Source organism: Bacillus tequilensis KCTC 13622 (assembly GCF_000507145.1).
In the GTDB taxonomy this organism is placed as follows: Bacteria; Bacillota; Bacilli; order Bacillales; family Bacillaceae; genus Bacillus; species Bacillus tequilensis.
The window spans coordinates 531,118-545,527 of the sequence record NZ_AYTO01000041.1 but is presented as its reverse complement, the minus strand read 5'-3'; the positions used below and the strand labels follow the sequence as shown (position 1 = coordinate 545,527).

Below are 14,410 nucleotides of genomic sequence, written 5' to 3'. Positions count from 1 at the left end.
CAGCCCTTTTTTTATCAGCTGTTTTTGCCGATATGATATAACGCTTTTTCTTCGGCAACCTGCAAGTGCTGCTGATCGCTTTCCTCGTACGCATTTGGCCGCTTGTGTGATAATAAGTAAGCAAGCCGCTTCTGAAATTGAATACCTGCTTTACGCCGTTCAAACATGTCAAGTCTTTTTTCCGCAAATTCCTTTGTTACTCGGAAAACCGCTGCAATTGTCGCGAGCGCCTGGCTTCTCCATTGCGGCAATTCAATCTGCAACAGCATAAAGGTTGGCACACAGAAGTGGTACATAAATTGATTCGCCTGAAATTCCTGCAGTTCCCGAAAGAGCTTGTTCATCTGAAAATGATTGCCCGCATGCTTTAACACATGGCACAGTTCATGGCCAAAATCCTCCCATTGCTCTTCACGTGATTTTCTTTGGTTCAATACGATACTGTACATGCCGTCGTGTTTGACCATCATGCTCCCCGTATCCTCGAAATGAACCCAAATATCCAGGTCCTTTGCGATTTTCAGCATGTCAATGTGATGGGGGGAGGTGATGCCCAGCCGGCTGTATAAATTTTTTACGTATTCCTCCAGATGTGATAAGTAATCGCCCAATTGAATACTCCCTTTCGAACGTTTGTTCTGTTTTTGGCGAGAAAGAAAAGCCCATAAAGGACTAGAAAGTATGTTGAAATCTTTCCCTTTTCTTTAAAAAATAAACACTTTTTTCTTTATATCGGTCTATTTTTTATATGTTTTAGAGAACAGAGACAGATTATTTATTTTTCGGTTTGCGGTTTTTCTCTTTTTCTTTTAAATAGTTGATAAATTCGATGGCCTGCTGTTTGCTTTCTGGGGAAAAATCCTGCATATCACGGTATGCAACCTGCAAGTCGGGATCTGAAAACATATCGTCGTCGGATTTTTTGTCTTTTCCTGTTAATAAGTAATCAGTGGTTACTTGAAAGTAATCAGCCAGCTTTTGGAGTGTGTCGTAATCAGGTTCGCTCCGCCCGTTTTCATAGTGGGAATATCGCGCCCGTGACACACCGATATGAGATGCGATTTCTTCCTGTGTCCTTTTCCCTCTGAGACTCTTCAATCTGCCGCCTATCATACTATGACCTCTCTTTTTTTAACTCCCTAAGTTACTTATGATTATAGATACAATCCGTATCAAAATAAAGTAATGATAAAAAAAGTATCAAAAATTACTTGATGATACAGAATGTATCGTTTATACTTGGTAACAGTTGATACAAAATGTATCGAAAAAGATCAGGAGAGTGATTCCATGTATCCGATTCACATTGTTTTTAGTGACAATCCCATAGATCAGCGCCATCTCGGACAATCCGGCGGCACCATTTCGTTTACGGCTTGCGGCCTTCCGGTGTTTCGCTTTGAAACGCAAGAACAGCTTCAAACCTACATGATGTTAAAAGGGGAATCGGCAGCATATGAAAACCGATAAAAGCTATCCTTTTCCTATATATTCAGGGCTATTGAATTCAGAACATTATGACAAAATAGGTCCTGCGCTATGGCTGTTTCTCTGGTTCATCAGCTCAACAACAAAAGAAATTGAAAAAGACGGTGTAAGCTGGGGAATCGTGCTTGGCCATAAGCCGTTAAAAGCGAGAGAAATGGCGGCTGTCTTCGGCGTAAGCGAGAAAACCGTCAGAAGATGGCTGGAGCTTCTCGAAATCCATGAGTACATTAAGGCTGTCCGTGCGCCATATGGACTGATGATTTCGGTAAAGCATTCCAAAAAATTCAGCTTCAGATCGGACAAAATCGCACAACGGAGCATAAAGGAACGGTCATTTTTGCCGCAGGCACCGGACACAGATGTCCGCTCAGATAAAGATAAAACAAAAACATATACTGCTGCTGATGATGCAGTGGATTACATTGCGAAGCGGTTTACACAATTACGGTCGGCTCAAGAAGGACGCACCGTGTATCCTTCCTCAAGAGATTATCAAGCCATCGCCCGTATTGTTGCCATCGGCGTTCCTGTGACGCAAACAATCAAATGGCTTGAGGAATGCTTTCAAGCCTTTGAAAACCGGCGTACCGCCGCTTCAGAAACAATCAAGGCCTTTCGTTACTGCTCAAAATTCATTGAAGACCGTTTTTTCGCGGAACAGGCCAAAAAGAATACAGCAATTCAACAAGAGAGGATGGAAAGTGATGACAAAACGAACAATCGAACACATTTTGGACGAGCTGAGAAGAGGGAGACGTCCATTACTGGCGGACAAACCGGCCGAATCAGACGCAAGCCGCTATGATTGCCCGCGATGCAAGGATCAAGGAGGCTATCTCATCCGGCAGAACGGCCTGGAGGTTTGGACGATGTGCAGCTGCATGGCAGAACGGAAAGTGAAGCGGATGCTTAGTGCCAGTGAGATTACTCACGCCTTCAGACAGCTGGGCTTCAAAGAATTCCGCACGGAGGGAAAGCCGCAGGCCATAAAAGACGCGTTTGAATGCGCAAAAGAGTATGTGGCGGATTATGAACAAATCAAGGGCAGCCGGAAAAACAGCATCGCCCTTTTAGGACAGCCCGGATCAGGGAAAACGCATCTTTTGACCGCTGCAGCCAATGAATTGATGAAAACACGCCATGTGCCGGTCATCTATTTTCCATTCGTGGAAGGCTTCACCGATCTGAAAAATGACTTTGACCTTTTGGAACAGAAGCTGAGCCGAATGAAGCAGGCAGATGTGCTGTTTATAGATGACCTATTTAAACCGGTTAACGGCAAACCGCGCGCTACAGATTGGCAATTAGAGCAAATGTATTCGGTACTTAACTACCGCTATTTAAATCATAAACCGATTTTGCTTTCGAGCGAGCTGACGATTGAAACACTTGTCCGGGTCGATGAAGCGCTCGGCACGAGAATCTACGAAATGTGCAGCGACTATTTAGTGATTATCAAAGGAGCAGCATACGAGCTGAACCATAGATTGGAGGGCGTCAGATAATGTGCGAGCTTTGTCAGACAAAAAAAGTGATTGTGGAGCATACCGAGATTGGTGCCGTTTTTCATCCATGCCCGAACTGCCGGTCCGGCACTGATTTAACGCCTGTTATTCGAAAGCTGGAGCAAATGCTGACAGCGGGAAAAGCGAGGCTGAATGTCCGTGATTAAACAGCTGACTGCTCTAATCGCTTTGCTGTTTCGGGCAAAGCAAACAGAAAAAAACATTGAACAATGGTATAAGGACGACGGGAAGTGAAAGTGTTGGCAAAAACAAAACAAGCAGAGAAAAGCCCTGCGCCGTGGCGTGCTGTCCCGTGCGGGGATACAAAACCGATCTATATTTATTCAGCTTACAGCGAAGAAGAAAAAGAAAGATTCCCATATTCAAACGGGCGGCTGATCGCCGCTGTATTTGACCTCAGCTCGTATTCGCAAAAAAGCAATGCCGCGTTGATGGCGGCTGCGCCCGAACTGCTGGAAGCGTCTCAAGCAGCTCTTGAATTTCTGAGAGGGAATTCTGTTCATTCAATGGAGCATATTATTCAGCTATTAGAAAAGGCCAAAAAAAGCGCTGAATCAGAAAGAGAGGAAAAGATATATGATGAATCCTAAAAAACTGCTGCAAATCGATTCCATCACGCTGGAGAGCCAGCTGGAGGAAGGCAAAATCCGCGTCATTATAGTGGATGGCATCAAGCAAGAAGCATGGATCACAGAAGCGCCGGAGCATGGAAAAACGCTCGTCGAAACGAGAAAGGGTGACCTTGCCCGTGTGGAATTTGAAATCGGCTACAAATTAAATTAAAGCGAAAACAGAATACGTCCAAGACGGAAAGCCTGCGGACACTGATCAACTGCACAGCATTTGTGCGTTGATTGGTGTCCGTTTTTTATTGCCAAAAATAAGGAGGATTATAGAATGCAAGACTTATTATTTGAATATAAACGCACGCTCAAACAAACAAGAACACAATATAAAACGTTCGCTGAGGCGGATGAATCCGTGCTCTCAGCTGAAGAGCTGAAGGATAAAAAAATCATCAGAAATATGATTACTGATCTTGAATATGTAACAGAATGGCTTGAAAAAGGAAGACAGCCCGGCATCAGACGGGCGATTGACCGGCGTGACGCCTACCAGCGGCTGATGATCAAAGACCCGAGAATCATCGAATCATTTTCCAGCGCTATGATGTTTGAGCCGGACGGCCAGGTATCAGAAGAAGACAGAGAGAGAATCCAAGAAGCATTATCCCTGTTGACGGACAGGGAAAAAGAAATGTTTTTGCTGCACAAGGTAGAATGCTTTTCCTATGAGCGGATCGCTGATCTTCTCGGCGTAAAAAAATCCACTGTGCAAACAACCATCAAACGGGCGATCATAAAGATGCAAAGACAGCAGGAGGAAATGAATCGATCGCTTGCCTGAAAGCTTGTCATACGTTTGCCACCTATAAGTGAATAGAGCATGACACATAAGCGGCTGGCAAGATCAGCCGCTTTTATGAATAGACATCCATGCTGGAGGTGGCGGTGATGCCGTAGCATGAAAACACAACAGCGCGAACAAGCATTAGCAATCTATCAACAACATCAGGGAAAGATCACAAATCGAGCGATTGCGGACATCATTGGTGTTTCCGCAAAAACAATCGGCATATGGAAAAAACAAGACAAATGGAAAACGGCCTTGTTTTCTGAAGCTGGAAATGAACCAAAACAGCGCCGGATAGACAATGATGAATTAAATGAACGCCAGCGGCTGTTTTGCCTGTATTACGTCAAAAGCTTCAATGCCACACAGTCAGCAATCAAAGCGGGCTATTCTCCGGACAGCGCCCATGTGACGGGCAGCCGTCTGTTAAAGAATGAAAAGGTCGCTGTTGAAATCAAACGCATTAAAAAAGAAATGGTCAATGAAATGTTTATTGAAGCGATGGACGTGCTGCAGGTTTATATCAAGATCGCGTTTGCGGATATTACGGACTATGTGACCTTCGGAAAAAAAGAGGTCCAGGCTGTCGGGAAATCAGGTCCGCTGTTTGATGAAGATGATAACCCGATTATGAAGGAAATCAGCTTTGTCGATGTCAAAGACTCCGGGCTCGTGGACGGCACCATTGTGACGGAAGCAAAGCTCGGCAAAGAAGGCATCGCCATCAAACTGGCCGATAAAATGAAGGCGCTCGAGAAGCTGTCCTTATATTTTGATTTGTTTCCGGATCAATTTAAACAAAAAATTGAAAACGAGAAATTGAAGCTTGCCAAACAAAAAGCGGAGAAAACGGATGACAGCCAAGCGCCGATTGAAATCATGATCAAACGAAAAGAGGACAAGTCATGATTGTCAAAGAAATCAACCCTCATTTCGAAGATTACGTGTTCAATTGGGAGCAGACGTACCAGTTTCTCGTCGGCGGCTACGGCTCATCCAAAAGCTATCATACGGCATTGAAAATCGTGCTAAAGCTGCTGGAGGAAAAACGGACCGCCCTTGTCATCCGCGAGGTGTTCGACACCCATCGGGATTCAACTTTCGCCTTGTTTCAAGAGGTGATTGAAGAGCTTGGCCTCACAAAGGCTGTGGCATCCCTTTCTTCTCCGCTCCAGCTGCGATTTCAAAACGGCAGCCGGATCATGTTCAAAGGCATGGACAATCCGGCGAAATTAAAATCGGTTCATAACATTTCATTAATATGGATTGAAGAGTGCTCAGAAGTGAAGTATGAAGGCTTCAAGGAATTAATCGGCCGTCTTCGCCATCCTGAGCTGAAGCTTCATATGATCTGCACCACCAATCCTGTCGGCACCTCCAATTGGACGTACCGGCATTTTTTTCGTGATGAACGAAATAAACGGTTTGTACTGGATGACAGCGAACTTTACGAAAAGCGGACGATTGTGAAGGGGGATACGTATTATCATCATTCCACAGCAAACGACAACCTCTTTCTCCCGAAAAGCTATGTGAAGCAGCTTGACGGACTCAAGGCGTATGATCCTGACCTGTACCGTATTGCCCGCAAAGGACGATTCGGCGTCAACGGAATCAGGGTGCTGCCGCAGTTCGAGGTGCTTTCGCATGATCAAGTAAAAAAATGTATCGGAGCCATCAGCAAGCCGATTTTTCGCACAGGCATGGATTTTGGATTCGAGGAATCCTATAATGCCGTCGTCCGGCTTGCTGTCGACCCAGAAAAAAAATATCTCTACATTTATTGGGAGTATTATCAAAACAAAATGACAGATGACAGGACCGCTGAGGAGCTGCGTGAGTTTATTGACACACAGGAATTGATCAAAGCCGACTCCGCTGAGCCGAAAAGCATCCAATACTTCCGCCAGCAGGGCTTTCGAATGGTCGGAGCCAGAAAGTTTCCCGGCTCCAGGCTTCAATACACGAAAAAGGTGAAACGATTCAAAAAGATCTTCTGTTCGGACCGCTGTGAAAATGTCATCTATGAGCTCAAGACGCTGACGTACGCAAAAGATAAAAACGGTGCGCTGATAGAGGATGATTTCACGATTGACCCGCATACGCTATCTGCGATTTGGTATGCGCTTGATGATTATGAGGTGGCTGATATGAAAGAGACAGCACACAAACGAATTCGGCCGAACAGGGAAAGGAGGAGGTCATAAATGATACACAATCAAACAGTCAGAGCGACAGTATTTAAAGCCAATGCCGCCGCTCCTCAGACAAAGCAAATCTATGAAGATGACTTTTCTGAGCTATACGGAGAGGATATTATCGCACCGCCCTACAATATCACTGAGCTCAAAACCATTGCTGAGTACTCGACGATTCTTCAGCAATGCATTGATGCGTACAGAGTCAACATTACAGGCTTTGGCTTCGATGTTGAGTACACGTTTGATGTCAACGCTACTGACGTCGACCAGACCAAAAAGAAAAGAGCGGAAAAAGACTGGGCCAGACTTGAGGCATTTTACAAATGTCTTCATTTTGACGAATCGGCTGAAATGATTTTAGGCTATGCCATCGAAGACAGAGAAAAAACAGGTAACGGCTTTATGGAAGTGCTGCGCGACGGGATGGGAAAACCGGCCGGCATCGAATATTTAGATGTGAAAAATATGCGTGTATGCGGAGCCGGCGAGCCTGTTGAAGTATCTTTTATGTATGAAGAAAACGGAAAAATGAAACAAATCAAACGGCAAAAACGCTTTCGGAAATTTGTGCAGCTGATCAATGGAAAGAAAGTATTTTTCAAAGAATACGGCGATCCGCGCAAAATGGACATGCGCACAGGTGAATATGTGAGCACACTGGCAGAGAAGTATCAAGCAAATGAAGCCATTCACCTCAAAATCGGAAGCGGTGTATACGGCGTGCCTCGCTGGGTTGGCAATATCGTCAATTTGTACGGAGCACGAAAAGCGGAAGAGCTCAATTTTATGTATTTTAAGCAGGGCCGTCATGTACCCGCTGCCATCACAGTCGAAAACGGGATGCTGTCGGAAGCTTCTTACCGGGAGCTCCAAGAGTATATGAATGACCTTGAAGGCGTGGAAAACGCCCATAAATTTCTCCTGATTGAAGCGGAAGGAATCGCGAAAGAGAAGGATCTCCACGGGGGCGAGGATATTACGCCGGTGTCCGTGGAAATCAAATCCTTGGCGGAAATTCTCCAAAACGACGCCTTGTTTCTTGAGTACGATGAAAAAAGCAGAAATAAGCTCCGCTCGGCGTTCCGCCTCCCGCCGCTGTACACAGGCGAAGCTCAGGAATACAACCGGGCGACAGCTGATACCGCCAGAAAAATTACGGAGGAGCAGGTTTTTCAGCCGGAGCGAAAAACGCTCGTAAATAAACTGAACACGCTGCTTTTGCCGGAGCTGAATATCCATGACGTCAGGCTGACATTAAAAGGACCGGACTTTCGCGATCCGCTTGAGATTGCGAAAGTGCTCGGTCCTTTTATTACAGCCGGAGCCGTTTCGCCGAATGATTTACGCGACCTTGCGGGGCGGGTGCTTGGCAAAACGCTTGAGGAATGGCCTGAGGAAATCTATAAACGGCCCGCAGGACAGGATGCGGAAAAGACAAATCTGGCTGCGCTCATGCAGGAGCTGAAAGAAAGCATCGAAGCTATCAAAACGTCCTGAAGGGAGGTGAATCAAGCAGGTGGCGCGGGAATTAAGAAATGCGAAAATCAGCTTTGTCAGTTATGTGGACAAGGCAGCTAACCAGACAGAATTTTTCTTTACGAAGTCAGCCGGACCTCCGTCATTTGAAAAAAAGGTTCGGGTATTTACTAAGAGTGAGCTGGATGAACAAAAGCTCGTGTACGGAATCGTGTATGAGCCTGATGTTCCTGATGCCCACGGCGATTTCATGACCGCCGAGGAAATTGAAAAAGCGGCCCACGGCTTTCTCGCGGAGGCGCGGGAGATTGATATCAATCACAGCTTTGAGGGCGGAACCGGCGTCGTAGTCGAGTCATATGTGGCGCCCGATGATTTTATGATCGGATCAAAGCAGATTACAAAAGGCTCGTGGGTGCTCGTGACAAGAGCGTCTGACGAGGTGTGGGAACAGATCAAGGCTGGAATCATCACCGGCTACAGCATGGCGGGCACTGCTGATGTGTATGAGGAAGAACCGGTTGAAAAAGCGGGATTCTTCAGTGTATTTAAGCAGATGCTGGCTGACAAAACAGGAAAGGAGACTGAAGAAATGAGAAAAGAAGACATGAAAGAATCATTCGAGCATGCGCTTTACCCTCTGCTCAAACGGCTTGAGCGGATTGAAAAAAACACAGACACGGAGGAAAAGCCTGAGCAGACGGGTGATGACGAGCGTCTGAAAAAGCTCGTTGAGGATATGCTTGCCCCGCTGATCGAACGCATCGAGGCGTTGGAAAAAGCGCGAGGCGCGTCTAAACAGACAGCGGACGAAGCGGGCAGCAATACAGAGCAAGTCAAAAAATCTATCTGGAGCGGACTGCTGTAAACCAGTCAAAGAGGAGGAAATCAATTGAGAAATCAAGATATCATTCGGAAAGCGGAAATGTCGCTTTCTGCTTTAAAAAGCGGCGGACTCATGAACCCTGCGCAAGCATCGGCTTTTATCCGCATGGTGCAAAACACGCCGACCATTTTCAGTGAATCCCGCGTGATTCAAATGGAAAATGACTCGCAAAAATTTGAGAAAATCGGCTTCGGCCAGCGTATTCTGCGGGCTGCTCAAGAAGGAAAAGCACTGTCAAACGACGAGCTGACAGTTCCGACGACAAGCACTGTTCAGCTGAACACGAAGGAAGTCATTGCGGAAATCAACATTACGTATGACACACTCGAAAACAACATTGAAAAAGACGGCCTGCAGCAGACGATCATGCAAATTTTAGCAGAGCGTGCAGCCGTTGATATTGAAGAGCTGATTGTAAATGGCGATACAGCATCAGCTGATCCGTATCTGGCGCAGCTGGACGGCATTCGCAAGCAAGCGGTGTCCCACATCGTTGACATGAACGGTGAAGAATTGTCCAGAGCGACATTCAAGAAAGGCTTAAAGGCTGTTCCGCCGAAATATTTGCGTATTCCTCAGGAGTTCAGATTTTATACGTCTCACGGCTTAGAAGTTGAATGGAAGGACCGCGTGGCGGACCGCCAGACAAACCTAGGGGACCAGGCTGTTCAGGGCGGCTTATCAACAGCGTTCGGCGTACCGGTGAAAGGGGTATCCAATATCCAGCCGTACACAGTCGGTGAGGGAGACGCGCAATATGACGCTTCTGATATCATTCTCACACATCCGAAAAATATCATTCTCGGCTTCTCCCGCAATATCCGAATTGAAGTCGATAAAGACATCCGCTCCCGTAAATTCATTATCGTCTTAACGGCCAAGCTCGACAGCAAGTTCGAGGAAGAGGATGCCTGCGCGAAATTAATTAACGTAAAAGAATAATAGAAACGGGGTGGTCAGCTCATGCTCATTAAACCGACTGACGTAGCCTCCTATTCGATCTATGATCGAGTAAAAAACAGACCGGAGGAACTGCTGGCCCAGGATATCATCGAGGCGGAAGCAGAAGCGGCTCTGATTACAGGGCACCGCTTTGAAGACAGTGTGTATGATCCGCTGCCCGACAAGGTGAAATTGGCTTTAGTAAAGCTTGCCCAGTATTTTGCACTTGTGAATAGCGATGAATCAGCCTCATCAAGCTATCAGTCTGAAAAAATGGGCGATTATTCCTATACGGTTTCCGGAGAAGGCGGCATTCAGCGGCCGGAGGTGTATCATTTGCTCGAAGAGTTTATTACGCCGGGCTATGTCCCTGAGTCCTCCAGACTGAAGGTGAGGTCTTTATGAGCTATCAGCACATGCTCATTCACCGCTGCGACATTTATCATGAAGAGGCTCAAACGCCGTCTGCTGGCCGGTTCGGGATTCCGGCGGATAAGCTGCAGCCGGTCATTTCATATCCTGACACACCTGATGAACAAGATGTCCCTTGTTATTTTACAGAAAAAACGCAGCAGCTGATCCAGAAGGAGCCGAATCAAACGGTATATCATAGCTTTCTCGTTCATTTTCCGTTGTCCGCGGACATCCGCGTGAACGATAAAGTCATTTGGGAGAATCATAACTATAAACTAAAGCTGCCGAAAAGGATCAGGCATCATCATTGGGAAGTCATCGCAGTCAGGGATGAAAGCCTATGAAAATAGCGGGGCTGAAACAGCTAAACAAGTCATTAAAAGAAGCGGCCTCAGGCGCCTTTTCTCAACAGGCATCCCGTTGGCTCGAGGAGTGCGGGCAAGATTTTCTGGAGATCGTTCAATCTGAACTCATCAGCACACAAACGATTGATACAGAAAAACTGCTCAGCTCGTTCGAGAAAGGCGCAGAGGATAATATCTGGATTGTGCAAAGCGGCGGGCTTTCGCTTGAGGTCGGCACACAGCTTGATTACGCCTCATTTTTGAATGACGGCCATTGGACGTCAAAAGAAAATGTGAGGTGGGTGCCTGGGCGTTTCCAAGGCTCACAGTTTATGTATGATCCAGCGGCTTCAACCGGAATGGCGCTCAAGAGAAAATGGATCCCGGGCACGAGCTACTGGGATCATGCGTTGCTTTTATATGAAAAGCTGTTTGAAAAATCGCTTGAAAGCAAGTTGCGCCAGTGGCTGAAGAAGCTGTAAAGGAGGAGCAGGATGAACAGTGAAACAGGATCGATCATGGCGTTTTTGTACAGCCAGTGGTCTGTTCCCATTTATGAACACGAGCTGCCTGATCAGTTTCAGGTACCGTCATTATATGTCCCGTCGCCATCTGTTTTTGAGGAAACAGACACGGTCTCCACATTTAAAAAAACTTACAGTCTCAATGTCAAGCTGTTTCATCATGACTCCCTTCAGGCGCTGGATGAAGCGGACAGGCTCGCGGATGCTATCAGAGAAGCGAGAAATATGGTTCCGCTGCTCAGTGAATTTGGTGAGAAGACGGGGGATATGGTTCGCATCACCCGAATGGAGACAAGAATTGGGGACAGGGGCGAGGCGGTCATGGTGATCAGGTGGAGCAGCCGATATTATTATCACAAAACAGAACAGCCTGTCTTACAGGATATCGACATGAACAGCGGGGTGAAATAAGCGGTGGCAAAGGACAAACAACAGAAGAAGGCTGTACATACAGAGAGCCATGAAGCTCTTTTTGATACAGCGGATTTGACTAAGCACGCGAAGGAATTGTTCGGCGTTAAGCCGGATATCCTTCAGGGGGCTTTATTTGGCGTGGATCAAACACGTATGACGAAATCAGAAGCGAAACAATTGATTCAAACATTTTTAACTAAGGAGGTCATGTCATCATGAATGGCGGAACATTTACAACAGGTAAAGAAAAAGAACGTGCAGGCATTTATTTTAACTTTAAAACGACAGCACAGGAGCGGGTGTCACTAGGTGAACGGGGGACAGTCGCACTTCCGGTCGCATCAAGCTGGGGCGAAGCGAAAACGTTCGTCTCCATTTCCAGCGTCGAAGATCTTAACAAAAAAGTGGGCCTCAGCATTGATGACCCGTCTTTATTGCTATTGCGTGAAGCAAAGAAAAACGCGAAAACGGTATTGATGTACCGTCTAACCGAAGGTGTCCGAGCGTCTGCTTATATTGCAGAAGGCGTCAAAGCGACTGCTGTATACGGCGGATCAAAAGGAAATGACATCATCATCCGTATTAACCCCAATGTGCTGGATGCCGCTGCTTTTGACGTGACAACGTATATGGATGAAGCAGAGGTTGATAAACAGACCGTCAAAAAGGCTGAAGAATTAAAAGCCAACGGTTATGTCACCTTTACCGGAACAGGCGATCTGTCTTCGACAATTCCGCTCACTGGATCAGAAGAAGACACTGCAGCTGAAACGCTGAATGCATCAGCCGGAATCCGTTTATCCGGCGGTACGGATAAAGCCCCTGTCAACTCTGACTATACAGATTTCTTAGCCGCTGCTGAGACGGAGAGTTTTGATGTGATTGTGCTTCCTGTTGCGGAAGGTGATCAGCTGAAGGCGACATTTGCTGCTTTCATTAAGCGTCTGCGCGACGGTCAAGGCCAAAAAGTGCAAGGGGTCACAGCCAATTATGCTGGTGACTATGAAGGCATTATCAACGTAACAGAAGGTGTGCTGCTGGAAGATGGCACGGAGGTTACACCGGATAAAGCGACAGCTTGGGTAGCTGGAGCGAGCGCAGGAGCAACCTTTAATCAATCACTTACATTTGTAGAGTACGAAGGCGCCGTTGATGTATTACACCGCCTTGACCACGATACGATTGTTGAACGTCTGGGCAAAGGCGAATTTTTATTTTCATTCGACGCCCGCGATAAATCTGTCAGCGTTGAAAAGGACATTAACTCACTCGTTACATTCACAGCTGAGAAAAACAAAAAGTTCGCGAAAAATAAAATCGTCCGTGTCCTGGACGCTGTGAATAATGATTTAACACGCGAGCTGAAAGCCTTAATTAAATCAAGAAAAGGCAGCGGAAGCGATATCCCGGCGTCTGAAGACGGACTGCAGTATGTGAAAACGATGATCACGCAATACATGACAACACTTCAGGATGCGGGCGGTATCACCGGCTTTGATTCTGATGGAGATATCACCATTTCAATGAATGAAGACCGTGACGGCTTCTTGATTGACCTGGCTGTACAGCCTGTCGACGCAGCAGAAAAATTCTACTTTAATGTGGAGGTAAACTAATATGGCATTAAAAGCTCAAAATACAATCTCAGGAAAAGAAGGCCGCTTATTTCTCGATGGCGAGGAAATGGCGCACATCAAAACGTTTGAAGCGAACGTCGAGAAAAACAAGTCTGAAGTAAACATTATGGGCCGCCGCATGACAGGCCATAAAACAACAGGGGCAAACGGAACTGGAACAGCAACGTTCTATAAAGTCACATCAAAATTCGTGCTCTTGATGATGGATTATGTCAAAAAAGGCAGCGACCCTTACTTCACACTCCAAGCCGTGCTTGATGATAAATCCTCCGGACGAGGCACAGAGCGCGTCACGCTGTACGACGTCAACTTTGATTCTGCCAAAATCGCAAGTCTTGATGTCGATTCAGAAGCGTTAGAAGAAGAAGTGCCATTTACATTCGAAGACTTCGACGTGCCTGAAAAGCTTTCTGACACGTTTTAATCAAAACTAAAGTAGCCATATGCAGACCTTTCTCAGAAAGGTCTGTTTTTACACATGATGAAATCAATCAAAAAGAGATAAGGGAGTTTTTTACATGAGCGAGAAGAACGAAAACGTATATGATCTTTCCTTTTTTATGCCGGGAAAAACAATTGAAGCCGAAGAAATCAAAGTACCGATCTCAAAGCGTTTTGTTGATAAAAAAGGGAATGTCATTCCGTTTATTTTAAAACCAATTACAACCGAACGAATTGATGAATTGGAGAAAGAAAATACCACATTTAAAAATGTGAAAGGCCGCGGCCGTGTGAAAGATTTAGACTCCCAGCGCTTTTATGCGAGAATTGCCATCGAATCTACTATTTATCCTGATTTTCGTTCAAAAGATTTAAGGGAAGCTTACAAAACAGCGGATCCAGTAGAAGTGGCGAAACGTGTACTATCTGTGGGGGGAGAGTATGCAAACTGGCTGAATAAGGCTATTGAAATCAATGGGTTTGAGGATGATCTTGAAGATCTAGAAGAAGAAGCAAAAAACTAGTAAAGGATGGCGATAAGGAAGCTGTGTATTTGTACTATGCAATGCATGAGCTTCATTATTCGCCATCCCAGCTTCTTGAATTATACGAAGCACCAAAACATTTCAAAGCTCTTTTATTTGGGTTGATAGGTTATAAGCTAGAACGATTAGAAAAAGAATCAAGGAGAGGAGGGAACTAAT

Annotated in this window: 23 protein-coding genes; 21 read left to right on the top strand and 2 right to left on the bottom strand. The window is 45.9% G+C overall.

The window, feature by feature from the left end; all coding sequences use genetic code 11:
• Positions 1-14: 14 nt before the first annotated feature.
• Together V756_RS0121005 and xre are read right to left on the bottom strand one after the other, a co-directional pair.
• Complete coding sequence (locus V756_RS0121005) at positions 15-611, bottom strand: ImmA/IrrE family metallo-endopeptidase (RefSeq protein ID WP_024716402.1); 597 nt, start codon at positions 609-611, stop codon at positions 15-17.
• A gap of 160 nt (positions 612-771) precedes the next feature.
• Positions 772-1,113: an HTH-type transcriptional regulator Xre gene (gene xre, locus V756_RS0121000; RefSeq protein WP_024716401.1), complete on the bottom strand. Its 342-nt coding sequence runs from the start codon at positions 1,111-1,113 to the stop codon at positions 772-774.
• Between the two features lie 177 nt (positions 1,114-1,290).
• On the opposite strand from xre, the gene V756_RS0120995 reads away from it, so the two are divergent.
• From V756_RS0120995 to V756_RS01000000122935, 21 genes are all read left to right on the top strand, one after another.
• Positions 1,291-1,470, top strand: a complete 180-nt coding sequence (locus V756_RS0120995) for a YjzJ family protein (RefSeq protein WP_024716400.1) — start codon at positions 1,291-1,293, stop codon at positions 1,468-1,470.
• Positions 1,457-2,293, top strand: coding sequence for a hypothetical protein (locus V756_RS0120990; RefSeq protein ID WP_024716399.1), 837 nt, complete (start codon positions 1,457-1,459; stop codon positions 2,291-2,293). Before V756_RS0120995 ends, V756_RS0120990 begins: the two co-directional genes overlap by 14 nt.
• A complete protein-coding gene (locus tag V756_RS0120985; RefSeq protein WP_081719941.1) occupies positions 2,193-2,993 on the top strand; it encodes an ATP-binding protein in 801 nt (266 codons plus the stop codon). Before V756_RS0120990 ends, V756_RS0120985 begins: the two co-directional genes overlap by 101 nt.
• The gene (locus V756_RS01000000122945) at positions 2,993-3,160 is read left to right on the top strand and encodes a hypothetical protein (RefSeq protein ID WP_032682200.1); all 168 of its coding nucleotides are present in this window, start codon (positions 2,993-2,995) and stop codon (positions 3,158-3,160) included. The genes V756_RS0120985 and V756_RS01000000122945 overlap by 1 nt, the downstream gene beginning before the upstream one ends.
• A gap of 84 nt (positions 3,161-3,244) precedes the next feature.
• Positions 3,245-3,604, top strand: a complete 360-nt coding sequence (locus tag V756_RS0120970; RefSeq protein WP_024716397.1) for an XkdD/Y8K6 family phage-associated protein — start codon at positions 3,245-3,247, stop codon at positions 3,602-3,604.
• Entirely contained in the window at positions 3,591-3,797 is a 207-nt protein-coding gene (locus V756_RS0120965; protein WP_024716396.1) for an XtrA/YqaO family protein, read from the top strand. The genes V756_RS0120970 and V756_RS0120965 overlap by 14 nt, the downstream gene beginning before the upstream one ends.
• Before the next feature lie 114 nt (positions 3,798-3,911).
• Positions 3,912-4,421 (top strand): sigma-70 family RNA polymerase sigma factor, encoded by a 510-nt coding sequence (locus V756_RS0120960; protein ID WP_024716395.1) that lies wholly within the window; start codon positions 3,912-3,914, stop codon positions 4,419-4,421.
• 117 nt (positions 4,422-4,538) lie between these two features.
• The gene (gene xtmA / locus V756_RS0120955) at positions 4,539-5,336 is read left to right on the top strand and encodes a phage terminase small subunit (protein WP_024716394.1); all 798 of its coding nucleotides are present in this window, start codon (positions 4,539-4,541) and stop codon (positions 5,334-5,336) included.
• Complete coding sequence (locus V756_RS0120950; protein WP_024716393.1) at positions 5,333-6,634, top strand: PBSX family phage terminase large subunit; 1,302 nt, start codon at positions 5,333-5,335, stop codon at positions 6,632-6,634. The genes xtmA and V756_RS0120950 overlap by 4 nt, the downstream gene beginning before the upstream one ends.
• Positions 6,635-6,637: 3 nt before the next feature.
• A complete protein-coding gene (locus V756_RS0120945; protein ID WP_024716392.1) occupies positions 6,638-8,125 on the top strand; it encodes a phage portal protein in 1,488 nt (495 codons plus the stop codon).
• A gap of 19 nt (positions 8,126-8,144) precedes the next feature.
• Positions 8,145-8,972: an XkdF-like putative serine protease domain-containing protein gene (locus V756_RS0120940; RefSeq protein WP_024716391.1), complete on the top strand. Its 828-nt coding sequence runs from the start codon at positions 8,145-8,147 to the stop codon at positions 8,970-8,972.
• A gap of 24 nt (positions 8,973-8,996) precedes the next feature.
• The gene (locus tag V756_RS0120935) at positions 8,997-9,932 is read left to right on the top strand and encodes a phage major capsid protein (RefSeq protein WP_024716390.1); all 936 of its coding nucleotides are present in this window, start codon (positions 8,997-8,999) and stop codon (positions 9,930-9,932) included.
• A gap of 21 nt (positions 9,933-9,953) precedes the next feature.
• Positions 9,954-10,337, top strand: coding sequence for a protein YqbG (gene yqbG, locus V756_RS0120930; RefSeq protein WP_024716389.1), 384 nt, complete (start codon positions 9,954-9,956; stop codon positions 10,335-10,337).
• Positions 10,334-10,690 (top strand): YqbH/XkdH family protein, encoded by a 357-nt coding sequence (locus V756_RS0120925; RefSeq protein WP_024716388.1) that lies wholly within the window; start codon positions 10,334-10,336, stop codon positions 10,688-10,690. The genes yqbG and V756_RS0120925 overlap by 4 nt, the downstream gene beginning before the upstream one ends.
• The gene (locus V756_RS0120920; RefSeq protein ID WP_024716387.1) at positions 10,687-11,172 is read left to right on the top strand and encodes an HK97 gp10 family phage protein; all 486 of its coding nucleotides are present in this window, start codon (positions 10,687-10,689) and stop codon (positions 11,170-11,172) included. Before V756_RS0120925 ends, V756_RS0120920 begins: the two co-directional genes overlap by 4 nt.
• Before the next feature lie 12 nt (positions 11,173-11,184).
• On the top strand, positions 11,185-11,625 hold the full coding sequence (locus tag V756_RS0120915) for a phage tail terminator family protein (protein WP_024716386.1): 441 nt from the start codon (positions 11,185-11,187) through the stop codon (positions 11,623-11,625).
• A 3-nt stretch (positions 11,626-11,628) separates the two neighbouring features.
• A complete protein-coding gene (locus V756_RS0120910) occupies positions 11,629-11,847 on the top strand; it encodes a YqzN/YkzM domain-containing protein (protein WP_024716385.1) in 219 nt (72 codons plus the stop codon).
• Positions 11,844-13,244, top strand: coding sequence for a phage tail sheath family protein (locus tag V756_RS0120905; RefSeq protein WP_024716384.1), 1,401 nt, complete (start codon positions 11,844-11,846; stop codon positions 13,242-13,244). Before V756_RS0120910 ends, V756_RS0120905 begins: the two co-directional genes overlap by 4 nt.
• A 1-nt stretch (position 13,245) precedes the next feature.
• Positions 13,246-13,689 carry a phage tail tube protein gene (locus tag V756_RS0120900; RefSeq protein WP_024716383.1) on the top strand — a complete coding sequence of 148 codons (444 nt, stop codon included), beginning with the start codon at positions 13,246-13,248 and terminating at the stop codon, positions 13,687-13,689.
• A gap of 94 nt (positions 13,690-13,783) precedes the next feature.
• Positions 13,784-14,230, top strand: coding sequence for a phage tail assembly chaperone (locus V756_RS0120895; protein ID WP_003232676.1), 447 nt, complete (start codon positions 13,784-13,786; stop codon positions 14,228-14,230).
• Between the two features lie 29 nt (positions 14,231-14,259).
• Positions 14,260-14,409 (top strand): hypothetical protein, encoded by a 150-nt coding sequence (locus tag V756_RS01000000122935; protein WP_081719940.1) that lies wholly within the window; start codon positions 14,260-14,262, stop codon positions 14,407-14,409.
• Position 14,410 lies beyond the last annotated feature (1 nt).

What these genes read in the sequence shown, in the direction of transcription:
- V756_RS0120895 (WP_003232676.1), top strand. Translation starts at nt 13,784, where the DNA reads ATGAGCGAGAAGAACGAAAACGTATATGATCTTTCCTTTTTTATGCCG.
- V756_RS0120950 (WP_024716393.1), top strand. Translation starts at nt 5,333, where the DNA reads ATGATTGTCAAAGAAATCAACCCTCATTTCGAAGATTACGTGTTCAAT.
- V756_RS0120965 (WP_024716396.1), top strand. Translation starts at nt 3,591, where the DNA reads ATGATGAATCCTAAAAAACTGCTGCAAATCGATTCCATCACGCTGGAG.
- V756_RS0120960 (WP_024716395.1), top strand. Translation starts at nt 3,912, where the DNA reads ATGCAAGACTTATTATTTGAATATAAACGCACGCTCAAACAAACAAGA.
- yqbG (WP_024716389.1), top strand. Translation starts at nt 9,954, where the DNA reads ATGCTCATTAAACCGACTGACGTAGCCTCCTATTCGATCTATGATCGA.
- V756_RS0120905 (WP_024716384.1), top strand. Translation starts at nt 11,844, where the DNA reads ATGAATGGCGGAACATTTACAACAGGTAAAGAAAAAGAACGTGCAGGC.
- V756_RS0120900 (WP_024716383.1), top strand. Translation starts at nt 13,246, where the DNA reads ATGGCATTAAAAGCTCAAAATACAATCTCAGGAAAAGAAGGCCGCTTA.
- V756_RS0120915 (WP_024716386.1), top strand. Translation starts at nt 11,185, where the DNA reads ATGAACAGTGAAACAGGATCGATCATGGCGTTTTTGTACAGCCAGTGG.
- xtmA (WP_024716394.1), top strand. Translation starts at nt 4,539, where the DNA reads ATGAAAACACAACAGCGCGAACAAGCATTAGCAATCTATCAACAACAT.
- xre (WP_024716401.1), bottom strand. Translation starts at nt 1,113, where the DNA reads ATGATAGGCGGCAGATTGAAGAGTCTCAGAGGGAAAAGGACACAGGAA.
- V756_RS0120925 (WP_024716388.1), top strand. Translation starts at nt 10,334, where the DNA reads ATGAGCTATCAGCACATGCTCATTCACCGCTGCGACATTTATCATGAA.
- V756_RS0120990 (WP_024716399.1), top strand. Translation starts at nt 1,457, where the DNA reads ATGAAAACCGATAAAAGCTATCCTTTTCCTATATATTCAGGGCTATTG.
- V756_RS01000000122945 (WP_032682200.1), top strand. Translation starts at nt 2,993, where the DNA reads ATGTGCGAGCTTTGTCAGACAAAAAAAGTGATTGTGGAGCATACCGAG.
- V756_RS0120995 (WP_024716400.1), top strand. Translation starts at nt 1,291, where the DNA reads ATGTATCCGATTCACATTGTTTTTAGTGACAATCCCATAGATCAGCGC.
- V756_RS0120920 (WP_024716387.1), top strand. Translation starts at nt 10,687, where the DNA reads ATGAAAATAGCGGGGCTGAAACAGCTAAACAAGTCATTAAAAGAAGCG.
- V756_RS0120985 (WP_081719941.1), top strand. Translation starts at nt 2,193, where the DNA reads ATGACAAAACGAACAATCGAACACATTTTGGACGAGCTGAGAAGAGGG.